This window comes from Rhodococcus sp. IEGM 1379 (genome assembly GCF_030056815.1).
In the GTDB taxonomy this organism is placed as follows: Bacteria; Actinomycetota; Actinomycetes; order Mycobacteriales; family Mycobacteriaceae; genus Rhodococcus_F.
In genome coordinates this window covers 1-11699 of record NZ_JASHKR010000116.1, presented here as the reverse complement: position 1 = coordinate 11699, position 11699 = coordinate 1, and the positions used below count along the sequence as shown (strand labels likewise).

The window sequence follows — 11699 nt, the reverse complement described above, 5'->3', positions numbered from 1 at the left end:
CCCACTCGGATGGACTATCCGGGAACAATTGCATCGGTTGCCGCCGTTGCCAGATACATCGGTGAAGTTCTCTCCGAGCGATGACGGGCGTCGACACCAGTCGGCACTCCTCTTCGTGAGGTTCGAGGAAAACTAGAAGTAAGAGAAGGACGAGAGAAAAAACGTGGCACGGGATTACTACGGATTGCTCGGCGTCAACCAGAACGCGACCGACCAAGAACTCAAGCGCGCATACCGCAAACTTGCCCGCGAACTGCACCCGGACGTCAACCCTGACGAAGAAGCGCAGGCCCGGTTCAAGGAGATCTCGACTGCGTACGAGGTTCTGACCGATCCGGAGAAGCGGCGAATCGTGGACCTGGGCGGCGATCCCCTCGAATCCGGCGGAGGCGGCGGTGGCGGCTTCGGCGGTGGATTCGGTGGAGGCGGCGGCCTCGGTGACGTCTTCGAGGCATTCTTCGGCGGCGGAGGCGGCGCAGGCCGTGGACCGCGTGGCCGCGTGCAGCCCGGAGCCGATTCGTTGCTTCGTACCAAGCTGACCCTCGCTGAATGTGCGACGGGCGTCAGCAAGCACGTCACCGTCGAGACGGCAATCCTGTGTGACGGTTGCACCGGCGCCGGAACCAACGGCGATTCCAAGCCCGTTCGTTGTGAGACCTGTAATGGTGCCGGCGAAGTGCAGTCCGTTCAGCGTTCTTTCCTTGGTCAGGTCATGACCTCGCGTCCCTGCCCGACGTGCCGCGGCGCCGGCGAAACCATCCCCGACCCCTGCCACAAGTGTGGTGGCGACGGCCGCGTCCGCGCCAAGCGCGACATCACCGTGAAGGTTCCGGCCGGTGTTGCCGGCGGTATGCGTATCCGGTTGACCGCACAGGGTGAAGTTGGCCCCGGCGGCGGACACCCCGGCGACCTGTACGTCGAAATCGTCGAACAGCAGCATGAGATCTTTGTCCGCGACGGCGAAGACCTGCACTGCACCATCCGCGTTCCCATGATTGATGCGGCATTGGGCACCACGGTCACCGTCGACACCATCATGGACGGACCCAAGGAAATCACCATCGAGCCCGGAACGCAGCCCGGCCATGTTGCTGTCCTGCGCGGACACGGAATGCCGAAGTTGCGATCCGGTGCGCGCGGCGACATCCACGCTCACCTCGAGGTAGTCGTCCCCAGCCGCCTCGATCACAAGCAGGCCAAGCTGCTCAAGGAATTCAAGTTGCTCCGCGATCGTGACGAGGCCGAGGTCGTGTCGTCCGGATCGCAGAACAGCGGCGGATTGTTCTCGCGTCTTCGCGAAGCATTCAGCGGCCGCTGACAGTGGCTGCGACGGTCTTTTTCCTCGACCCCGTTCCGGGTGTGGGGGAGACAGCAGTTCTCGACGGTCAGGAAGGTCGCCACGCGGCGACCGTCCGCCGGATCGGTGTCGGCGAGCGTCTTGTGCTCGCCGACGGCCGGGGCCGCGTAGCCGACGCTGAGGTAACAAGCGTCGGCAAGGATCGACTCGAACTTCTGGTCTCGGACGTTCAGGTGCTCGAGCAGCCGAAACCACTGGTGACTCTCGTTCAGGCTTTGCCCAAGGCCGAGCGGTCCGAGTTGGCTGTGGAGTTGGCGACCGAAGCCGGCGTCGACGCAGTTATTCCCTGGCAGTCACTGCGATGCGTCGCAAAGTGGGAAGGCCCCAAACTCACCAAGGGCGTCGAGCGTTGGCGTAGTGCCGCGGTGTCGGCGGCTAAGCAGTCGCGCCGGGCATTCGTTCCGGATATCGCGCAGCTGCACAAGACACCGGCCGTTGTTGCGCTGGTTCGCGATGCGGTGTCGCGCGGCGCTGTAGTCGCGGTACTTCACGAATCTGCGACGACGCCGTTGGCCGCTCTTCCGCTGGCAAGCGCTGATGAAGTATTCCTCGTTGTCGGTCCCGAAGGCGGGCTCGATGATTCGGAGATCGCGGCACTCTCGGAGGCTGGTGCCACACCGGTCCTGTTGGGTCCGACTGTCTTGCGAACTTCGACGGCCGGTGCCGTGGCGTTGGGTGCCATCGGGGTGTTGACCGATCGTTGGGGCCCACGCCCACTGCACTGATCCTATTGATGGACAATTGTCCAGATATTGCTCCGAAGCTGTCACTGCGTGGGTTACTGTCGCTCCGATGTGGCTGAGCCACCACTTCACGGTGGCTTGCGATCGGCAGCCAGGGCTGGCAGCGTCCGTTCGCGCGCCCGAAGGGCGAAGCGTACGTGTGACCGGTGGGCAGGTCGTCTCCGCCTCCGACAGTGACATCATCGAAATCCGGAACTGCGCCAACATTATTGAGGTTCACGTCGAGATCACTGCCGGTCACGACCTCTCGTCTTCGGGTTGCGGTAGGCCAAACCCTGTCACAGAAAATGGTGCACTTTCGGGTAGCGAAATGTTCGCTCCGAAACGTCCGGAAGGGTTCCGCGAGTCACAATCTCGAGTGGTTCGGATCCTGCGCTCAGCGGTGTGTCAGCTATGGGCACTATCGTTGAGTGGCCGACGGCATCTCGTCGGAGGTAGTCGTTCGGAGATTTACAGGAGGCATGATGCGCTCACAGACGCACAAGCGAGTTGCCGGTGCGGTGGCGGCCGTCGCGGCAATGATGCTGGCTGCGGGGTGCACGATATCCTCGGAAGACAATGCGAGCCCCTCGGCAAGTGCAATCACGACAACGGTGGCCAGCGACGCAGTTGTCACGGTATCGCCGGCTGACGGCGGTGCTCCGATCAATCCGCTCGATCCGATTACCGTCGAGGTAACCAAGGGCACATTGACGAGTGTCACCCTCACCAACCCCGAGGGTAAGGACGTTGCCGGAATCATCACTCCGGACAAGACGGCCTGGAAGCCGAGTGGGCCGCTCGGATACGGTAAGACCTACGACTTGACGGTTGCTGCCATCGACGCGAATGGTGTTGCAACAAAAAAGGATACGACGCTCACGACCGTTGCGCCGAGCAATCAGACGCGCGCGTACATCAACACCACCGGTGGAGCGTCCATCTCGGACGGTGGCACGTACGGCGTCGGCACAGTTGTTGCTGTTCACTTCGACGAGTCGATCGGTGACAAAGCTGCAGCCGAGAAGTCTCTGACGGTAACCACCAATCCGCCGGTGCTGGGATCCTGGTACTGGGTGGACAGTCAGAACGTTCACTGGCGCCCGCAGAACTATTACGCACCCGGCACCACAGTCTCGGTGAAGGCGGATATCTACGGTAAGGAACTGGGCAAGGGACTGTACGGCGAGCAGGACGACACGGTTGCGTTCAATATCGGTGATTCCCACGTCTCGATTGCCGACGACAACACCAAGATGGTGACCGTGTACGAGAACGGGCAGGTGGTCAAGGAAATGCCGACGTCCATGGGCATGGGCGGCACCGAAACAATTGGCGGAACCACACTTTCGTTCTGGACGCAGCCCGGCACCTATACCGTGCTGGACAAGGCCAACCCGGTCATCATGGACTCGTCCACCTATGGTCTACCCATCAATTCGCGACTCGGGTACAAGGAATCCATCAACTGGGCGACTCGCATCAGCAACGACGGCATTTACCTCCACGAGCTCGAGAGCACAGTCTGGGCGCAGGGCAACACCGATACTTCGCATGGTTGCCTCAATCTCAGTGCGGCTAATGCCAAGTGGTTCTTCGACTTCTCGCAGCCCGGTGACGTAGTCGAGATCAAGAACACCGGCGGAGTGCCCCTCGAGGTCTGGCAGAACGGCGACTGGTCACTCTCGTGGGATCAGTGGGTTGCCGGCAGCGCACTCGCCTGAGTTAGATTCCCCCCATGTCTCGCATCAAGATTTCCTACGGTACCCATGACCAGCAGTTCGGGCATCTCTATGTTCCCGATGGTGCAGTCGGCCCGGTCCCGGTGGTGATGGCTATCCACGGTGGATTTTGGAGCGGGCAGTACAGCCTGAGTCTCGGCACCGCATTTGCCGCCGAACTCGCTCGTAGCGGAGTGGCCGTCTGGAACATCGAGTACCGGCGTCTCGGTGCCGGTGGTGGCTGGCCGGAGATGTCAGCGGATGTGAAAGCTGCGTACGACGCGATTCCCGGAATTGTGTCCGAGGCTTCTTCGGTGGAGTTCGACCTTGCGCAGGTTCGTCTGGTCGGGCACTCGGCCGGCGGCCATCTCGCGGTCTGGTTGGCGGGGGAGAAGGACGTATTCACGCGCCCGGAGAGTGTTGTCGCCCAGGCCGCCGCACTGGATCTGGCGTCGGCGGCCGAGCGGGGTCGTCGTATCAGCTACATCGAGGATCTTTTCGGGGTTCCGTTCGAATCCGACCCTGATCTGTATCGCAGTGCGTCGCCGCAACATCGGTTGCCGATCGGTGTGCCGGTTATCTGCGTAACTGGCTCCGACGACGTGCAAGTGTCGCCGAAGGTCAGTGCGCGGTATGTGAAAGCAGCCGAGGCTGTTGGTGATCCTGTGTCGCTGCATGTAATCGAGGGTGAAGGGCACGATGCGTTTCTCTCACCGACAACGCAGAGTTGGCGAGTTTCTCGCGATGTGGTCCTTGCTCGCGCCGAGGATTCAGCTGCCGCCACGAGCTGAGGCGGCCGTTCGCGTTCCTACCTGAGCCGCTCGCGGCGATCCATTGTGCTGTGCAAACCCTCGGCGGCCGCGCGGACGACGGCGACCTGACTTTCGGGTCGGAACCGACTCGTGGGGCCGGTGACACTGATCGCGGCAACAAGTTTGTCGTTGGCTCCGAAGACAGGAGCGGCGACGCACGCGATGCCCTGCTTCGATTCCTCGCGCTCGAAGGCGATTCCGGTCTCGACGACTTTGTCCAGTTGGCTGTTGAGGATGCCGGGCGCGACGATCGTGTGAGGGGTACGCCGGGCCATGGGTGTCGACAGAACTTCGCGGCGAAAGTCCGCGTCGGCGTACGCAAGCAGGGCTTTGCCGATTGCCGTGCAATACAACGGGATTCGTCCACCGGTGCGGGAGGGAGAGTTGACTTGGCGGTGTCCGCCGATCTTCGCGATATATACGACGTCGTGACCGTCGCGTACCCCGAGATGCACGGTTTCGTGGGTTCGCTCGTACAGATCCTGCAGGAACGGCATCGCCATTTCCAATAGGCTGCGCTCGAGAGACGCGAGCATGCCGAGTTCGAACAAACCACCGCTGAGGCGGTAGCCGCCGTCGACGCGGTCCAGTAGCCGGTTCGCAACCAGCTCATTGGCGAGGCGATGTACGGTCGCTTTGTGCAGTCCGGTCCGTTGGACCAGGGCAGCGAGAGGTAGAACGTGGTCGTCGGGGCGGAAGGCACGCAGGATTGTCACTGCTTTGCCAAGTACCGTATCGAGGTTCGCGCCATCGGTCATTCGTCGATCGTATCGCTGAGCGAGACGATAGCCTGGCGTCGACGGGTAGGGAGCCTGAATCATAGGTGTCATGAGCCAGCCCTCAAATACCAGTACAGCGAGCGAAGCCGACATCGCCGCTGCCGCGGATCGCCTCGCGACTGCCATCTCGACCGGTGTGCCCTGCGACCCCGTGCGGGACCTGATCGGCAGCGACGACCTCGTCGCCGCGTACGCCGTGCAACGCGGTGTCGACGAAATTCGTCGGAACGCGGGCGCCGTCGTAGTCGGTCGCAAAATCGGCCTGACTTCGGTGGCCGTCCAGCAGCAACTCGGTGTCGACCAGCCTGACCTCGGAGTCCTGTACGCCGACATGGAGTTCCCCGCCGGCGGAACCATTCCGATGAATCGCCTACTTCAGCCTAAGGTCGAGGCCGAAGTAGCCTTCGTGCTCGGTGCCGACCTCGTGGACGGACCGCTCGACCACGCCCAGGTCCGCGACGCGATCGAATACTCAGTCGCAGCAATCGAAATCTGCGACAGCCGGATCGAGAACTGGGACATCAAGTTCGGCGACACGGTCGCGGACAATGCGTCGTCCGGCGTGTACGTCCTCGGAACGCAGCGCCGCACGCTCGCCGAGGTCGAACCCGCTTCGGTGGTCATGTCGATGACCGTCGACGGTGTCGAGGTGTCCACCGGCGTCGGAACCGCGTGCTTGGGTGATCCGATCGAGGCAGTTGTCTGGCTCGCCCGCACCGCCCGTGACCTCGGCCAGCCTTTGACAGCCGGCCAGGTCATCCTCTCGGGTGCACTCGGCCCGATGGCACCGGTCGGGGCCGGAAATTCCGTCACCGTCAACGTATCCGGATTCGAACCGGTCACCACCAGCTTTTCCAGCGAAGGAGACAACGCATGAGCAAGGTCAAGGTCGCGATCATCGGATCGGGCAACATCGGCACCGATCTGATGATCAAGGTGCTGCGTAATTCCGACTACCTCGAGATGGGTGCCATGGTCGGCATCGATCCGGCGTCGGACGGACTCGCCCGCGCGGCGCGCCTGAACGTGCCGATCACAGCGGAGGGTGTCGAGGGACTCGTCGCGATGCCCAACTTCGACGAGATCGACATCGTTTTCGACGCGACGTCTGCGAAGGCACATGTCGCCAACAATGCTCGTCTGGCGCCATTCGGCAAGCGCATGATCGACCTGACGCCCGCCGCAATCGGCCCGTACGTCGTGCCGGCCGTCAATGCGGACGAGCACCTGGACGCGCCCAACGTGAACATGGTGACGTGTGGCGGCCAGGCCACGATCCCGATGGTCGCCGCCGTCGCACGGGTGGTCCCGGTGGCGTACGCGGAGATCGTCGCGTCCATCGCCTCCAAGTCAGCCGGCCCCGGCACACGAGCCAACATCGACGAGTTCACCGAGACCACGTCCGAGGCGATTGTGGCCGTCGGCGGAGCGCGCCGCGGCAAGGCTGTCATCATTCTCAACCCGGCTGAGCCGCCGTTGATCATGCGCGACACCGTCTTCTGCCTCGTCGACGCCCCGGATCCGGTTGTTCACGAGGAGATCCGTCAGTCGATCGAGAAGATGGTCGGCGACGTTTCCGCTTATGTGCCGGGCTACCGCCTCAAGCAGGAAGTCCAGATCACCGAGATCCCGGCTGACCAGCCGGTCGAGACTCTGCTCGCCGACGGTAACCGTCCGACCCACCAGGTGTCGGTGTTCCTCGAAGTCGAGGGTGCCGCGCACTACCTGCCTGCCTACGCCGGCAATCTCGACATCATGACGTCCGCTGGAATGCAGATCGCGGAGCGCATCGCACAGCAGAAAGAAGCAGCCAAGTGAGCAACCGCAAGATCTTCGTCCAGGACGTCACTCTCCGCGACGGCATGCATGCTGTGCGGCACCGTATTTCGCCGACCGACGTCAAGCGGATCGTCACGGCGCTCGACGCCGCTGGCGTCGACGCGATCGAGGTCGCTCACGGTGACGGTCTCGCTGGTGGATCAGTCAACTACGGTCCCGGATCGCACACCGACTGGGAGTGGATCGAGGCAGCAGCCGACGCGCTCGAGCATGCCCGCCTCACCACGCTCCTGCTGCCGGGCGTCGGCACCGTCCGTGACCTCAAGCAGGCCTACGACCTGGGTGTTCGTTCCGTCCGCGTCGCGACTCACTGCACCGAGGCCGACGTCTCCGCACAGCACATCGAGACCGCCCGCGAAATGGGCATGGATGTCTCGGGCTTCCTCATGATGAGCCACATGGCGCCGGCAGACGAGTTGGCGAAGCAAGCCAAGTTGATGGAATCGTATGGCGCGCATTGCGTGTACGTCACCGACTCGGGTGGACGTCTGGTGATGAACGACGTTGCGGATCGTGTTCGCGCGTACCGCGATATTCTCGACGAGGGCACCGAAATCGGTATCCACGCGCACGAGAACCTCTCGCTGTCGGTCGCCAATTCCGTTGTGGCAGTGCAGAACGGTGTGACCCGTGTTGACGCGTCGCTCGCCGGCCACGGTGCCGGTGCCGGCAACTGCCCGCTCGAGGCATTCATTGCCGTCGCCAACATCGAGGAGTGGGAGCACGGCTGCGACCTGTTCGCTCTGCAGGATGCTGCCGACGACATCGTCCGCCCACTGCAGGACCGGCCGGTTCGCGTCGACCGCGAGACCCTCACGTTGGGTTATGCCGGTGTGTACTCGAGCTTCCTCCGTCACGCAGAGACGGCGTCGGAGCGCTACGGTATCGATGTTCGCACCCTCCTGCTCGAGGCCGGAAAGCGTCGTCTCGTGGGTGGTCAGGAAGACATGATCGTCGACATCGCACTCACGCTCGCAGCGGACCGTGACCGCGAATCTGCTTGACATCACTAAATCTTCGGGCGCTGTGACCATGACGGTCACAGCGCCCGATTAGTTTCTCGGGCCCGTACTCGTAGAGCGTCCGCCCGCGCCTCGCAGACTTCCCTGAACGTCGGAATGATTCGGTGGTCCGGTGGCGTTGCGGTCAGGGCGCCTTGTTCAAGACCCGAAGCCCTCGAGCGATCCGAGCGACGGCTGTTCGGGAGTGACCGGAGCCTCGTTGACGGCGAAGACCACGGGGAGGGTCGCGTCATTGCCGTCACCGTTGCCGGCGGTCACGGAGAACGTGTATGTCCCTGCAACGGTGGGTGTTCCGGACAGAACACCGGCAGTGGAGAGGTTCAGCCCGGTCGGGAGGGTGCCTGCCGTGTGGGTGACAGTCGGGGTGGGGTATCCGGTGACGGTGAACCGATACTCGTAGGGACTGTTGACCAGAGAGAGGTCGGGGGTCCCGGTAATGGTCGGTGACGTTTGCGATTTCAGCGCCACTGAGTGGTTGCTGTCGGCGGAGATGGCAGCGTAGCCGTTGCCGGTGGGGATGCCGGTTAGCTGCCCGCTTTCGTTATTTCCCCATATGGTGATGGTGCCGTCAGTTTTCAGCGCCAAGGAATGGCCTAAGCCGGCGGCAATGGTTGTATAACCACCGTCGGTGGGGACCTGGTCGCGTTGCTCATTGGTGTTGGCGCCCCACATGGTGATGGTGCCGTCGGCTTTCAGTGCCACGGAGTGGTAACCGCCGGCGGCAATCGCTGTGTAACCGGGGCCCACAGGATGATCTTCTTGCTCTCCGGAGGAACTGCCTCCCCAGGTGATAATGGAGCCGTCACTTTTCAGTGCCACAGCATGCTCTCCACCGGCGGCAATCGCTGTGTAGCCGTCGCCGGTAGGGGCGCCGTTACGCTGCCCACTTTGACTGTTTCCCCAGGTGACAATTGTGCCGTCCTCATTCAGTGCAACTGAATGGTTCCAGCCGGACGCGATGGCGATGTAGCCGTCGCCCGTCGGGGCATCGTTGCGTTGCCCCTTTGCGTTGCTTCCCCAGGTGACGATGTGACCGTCGGCTTTGAGTGCCACGGCATGCTCCCAGCCGGCGGCAACGGCGATGTATCCACCGTCAGTGGGGAGGTCATTACGTTGTCCAACGCCGGTGCCTCCCCACATGACGATGTGACCGTCCGATTTCAGTGCCACGGAGTGGCTCCAGCCAGTCGAGATGGCAGTGATATCGGTGTCGGTCGGCACGGTGTGGGTGCTTCCCCACATGCTGATGGTGCCGGGATGGGCGACGGGCACTCCGTCGGGTGCGGCGACAGCCACGCTTGCGGTTCCGAGGGCAAGAGTCCCGACGGCAAGTGCGGCCACCAGACCTCGAAGTCGATTGCCTCGGTACGGTCTGTGGAGACGATCAAGTGTTTTCATAGGCGATATTCAACCCTTGCCTGCGAGTGCACTATCGCGAAGAGAGGGTGAAACCGGATGTGAAATTTACCCACGGAGGGTGAAGCAGTGGGTGAAAAGCTCAGGTAGAAAAACATACTGTCCCTTCGTCGTTCATTCTTGTCCAGATGCCTGCTTGCCAGGCAGGATGAACGCGACGAGCACTGTGTCCACGAGTAACGCCAGACCGCCGGCCTAACTGATGGCCGAGATCGTGTCGGCGTAGGCACCGCCGACGGCGTCTACGGTGCGCCGCGGATCACCGCCGGACTACGTTGTCGCGGAGTGGTAATAGCCGAGAACGCAGTGGTCGATCCGTTTGCCTCGTTCCCGGAGGAGAGACGGCGTCGGAGCGCTGCGGTATCGACGTTCGCACGTTTCTGCTCGAGGCCGGCGGTGACAGTGACCGCAGGGGAGATGTAGTCACAGGGATGCCCTCTCGGCGGAGACATAGGTACTGAAGACCCGGAAGCGGTACCGAAGACTCGGAAGCCCGACGGGTCGATGGCACCGGTGTAGGGGAATGCCGAGTTATGCCCCCATGCAAGGTCAACCGGCGAGGGTAAAAGTGGGAAAGAGGGTGAAACCGGATGTGAAATTTACCTACGCAGGGTGCATCGGTGGGTGAAGAACTCAGGTCGGAAGATTTCTCAGACAGATCCGAGAATCGCAACTGTCCGTTCAGCTCGCGGATTAACAAGTGGGCCGTGTCGGACTCCGGCGCTAGACTTCGAAGTATCGATGCTCACAAGTCGAGTGGGCTCTTTCGGACCAGGAAGCAGGCCATATTCTCCACGTGAGTGAACACAGTGAATTCGGCGCCAACCGTGCAACCACCATCACCGAGCGTGCTCAACCGCAAGAGCGCATTGTCCGATCGAGCATGGAACTGGCACCGGAAACCGTGCGTCAGATCCTGGGATCGACCGACGAAAATCTGACTGCTCTCGAGCGCGCACTCGGGGCTGATATCCACGTACGAGGCGGAACCATCACGCTATCGGGCACACCCGCCGACGTTGCGCTCGCCGAGCGTGTGTTCGGGGAATTGGCATCACTCGCCGGGCGGGGTCAGCCCATTGCGCCCGACGCCGTTCGTCGAATCGTCGGAATGCTCACCAACCCTGTCGGTGAATCTCCGGCCGAGGTGCTTTCCCTCGATATCCTCTCGCGACGTGGCAAGGTCATTCGGCCCAAGACTCTCAATCAGAAGCGATACGTCGATGCCATCGACGAGAACACCATCGTTTTCGGAATCGGACCCGCCGGCACCGGCAAGACGTACCTGGCGATGGCCAAGGCCGTGCAGGCACTACAGGCCAAGCAGGTTTCGCGCATCATCCTGACCCGGCCGGCAGTCGAAGCCGGCGAGCGGTTGGGCTTCCTGCCCGGCACGCTGCACGAGAAGATCGACCCGTATCTGCGGCCGCTTCACGATGCATTGCACGACATGATGGATCTCGAAGCGATCCCCAAGTTGATGGCAGCGGGAGTCATCGAGGTCGCGCCGCTCGCGTACATGCGCGGTCGCACACTCAACGACGCATTCATCATCCTGGACGAGGCGCAGAACACAACGGCCGAGCAGATGAAGATGTTCCTCACACGTCTCGGATTCGGTTCCAAGATCGTGGTCACCGGCGACGTCACGCAGGTCGACCTGCCCGGGGGAGCGCGCTCCGGTCTGCGGGCCGCCGCCGAAATCCTCACGGGCATCGACGATATCCATTTCGCGAAGCTCGACAGCAGTGACGTCGTGCGTCACCGGTTGGTCGCCGACATCGTCGACGCCTACGAGCGCCACGAGTCCGATCATGACAGGGAAGGGACGTTCAGTAATCGGGCGCAGCGCCGCGCTGCGCATGCTCATTCACCGCGACGGTAGGCTGAGCGACGCACCAACCCCTACTTTTCCCAGGAAAGAGCGTCGCACATGAGCATCGAGGTCTCGAACGAATCGGGCATGGACATCTCCGAACCGGAGTTGATCAGCGTTGCCCGTTTCGTGATCGCTCGGATGGATGTCCATCC

General features: G+C 62.4%; 11 protein-coding genes and 1 pseudogene. 9 read left to right on the top strand and 3 right to left on the bottom strand.

What is annotated here, in order from left to right:
* Positions 1–163: 163 nt before the first annotated feature.
* The 4 genes from dnaJ (at position 164) to QM600_RS27540 (ending at position 4591) form a co-directional block, all read left to right on the top strand.
* The gene (dnaJ, locus tag QM600_RS27555) at positions 164–1318 is read left to right on the top strand and encodes a molecular chaperone DnaJ (protein ID WP_283264941.1); all 1155 of its coding nucleotides are present in this window, start codon (positions 164–166) and stop codon (positions 1316–1318) included.
* Positions 1319–1320: 2 nt separating this feature from the next.
* Positions 1321–2082: a 16S rRNA (uracil(1498)-N(3))-methyltransferase gene (locus QM600_RS27550; protein WP_283264940.1), complete on the top strand. Its 762-nt coding sequence runs from the start codon at positions 1321–1323 to the stop codon at positions 2080–2082.
* A 482-nt stretch (positions 2083–2564) separates the two neighbouring features.
* The gene (locus QM600_RS27545; protein WP_283264939.1) at positions 2565–3803 is read left to right on the top strand and encodes a L,D-transpeptidase; all 1239 of its coding nucleotides are present in this window, start codon (positions 2565–2567) and stop codon (positions 3801–3803) included.
* A 14-nt stretch (positions 3804–3817) separates the two neighbouring features.
* Complete coding sequence (locus tag QM600_RS27540) at positions 3818–4591, top strand: alpha/beta hydrolase (RefSeq protein ID WP_283264938.1); 774 nt, start codon at positions 3818–3820, stop codon at positions 4589–4591.
* Between the two features lie 17 nt (positions 4592–4608).
* Here the strand turns inward: QM600_RS27540 and QM600_RS27535 are convergent, their stop codons facing one another.
* Entirely contained in the window at positions 4609–5370 is a 762-nt protein-coding gene (locus tag QM600_RS27535) for an IclR family transcriptional regulator (protein WP_283264937.1), read from the bottom strand.
* A gap of 70 nt (positions 5371–5440) precedes the next feature.
* Here QM600_RS27535 and QM600_RS27530 point away from each other — a divergent pair, with 70 nt between their 5' ends.
* From QM600_RS27530 to dmpG, 3 genes are read left to right on the top strand one after another with little or no spacing between them, the layout of a single operon-like run.
* Positions 5441–6268, top strand: a complete 828-nt coding sequence (locus tag QM600_RS27530; protein WP_283264936.1) for a 2-keto-4-pentenoate hydratase — start codon at positions 5441–5443, stop codon at positions 6266–6268.
* Positions 6265–7209 carry an acetaldehyde dehydrogenase (acetylating) gene (locus tag QM600_RS27525; protein ID WP_283264935.1) on the top strand — a complete coding sequence of 315 codons (945 nt, stop codon included), beginning with the start codon at positions 6265–6267 and terminating at the stop codon, positions 7207–7209. The genes QM600_RS27530 and QM600_RS27525 overlap by 4 nt, the downstream gene beginning before the upstream one ends.
* Complete coding sequence (gene dmpG, locus QM600_RS27520; RefSeq protein WP_283264934.1) at positions 7206–8234, top strand: 4-hydroxy-2-oxovalerate aldolase; 1029 nt, start codon at positions 7206–7208, stop codon at positions 8232–8234. The genes QM600_RS27525 and dmpG overlap by 4 nt, the downstream gene beginning before the upstream one ends.
* Positions 8235–8390: 156 nt before the next feature.
* Here dmpG and QM600_RS27515 read toward each other — a convergent pair whose 3' ends face one another.
* The gene (locus QM600_RS27515; RefSeq protein ID WP_283264933.1) at positions 8391–9593 is read right to left on the bottom strand and encodes a putative Ig domain-containing protein; all 1203 of its coding nucleotides are present in this window, start codon (positions 9591–9593) and stop codon (positions 8391–8393) included.
* A 317-nt stretch (positions 9594–9910) separates the two neighbouring features.
* A complete protein-coding gene (locus tag QM600_RS27510) occupies positions 9911–10120 on the bottom strand; it encodes a hypothetical protein (protein ID WP_283264932.1) in 210 nt (69 codons plus the stop codon).
* Positions 10121–10464: 344 nt separating this feature from the next.
* Between QM600_RS27510 and QM600_RS27505 the strand changes: the two genes are divergently transcribed.
* Entirely contained in the window at positions 10465–11553 is a 1089-nt protein-coding gene (locus tag QM600_RS27505) for a PhoH family protein (protein WP_502943122.1), read from the top strand.
* A gap of 48 nt (positions 11554–11601) precedes the next feature.
* Positions 11602–11699 (top strand): annotated as a pseudogene (locus QM600_RS27500) (rRNA maturation RNase YbeY); the annotation flags it as partial.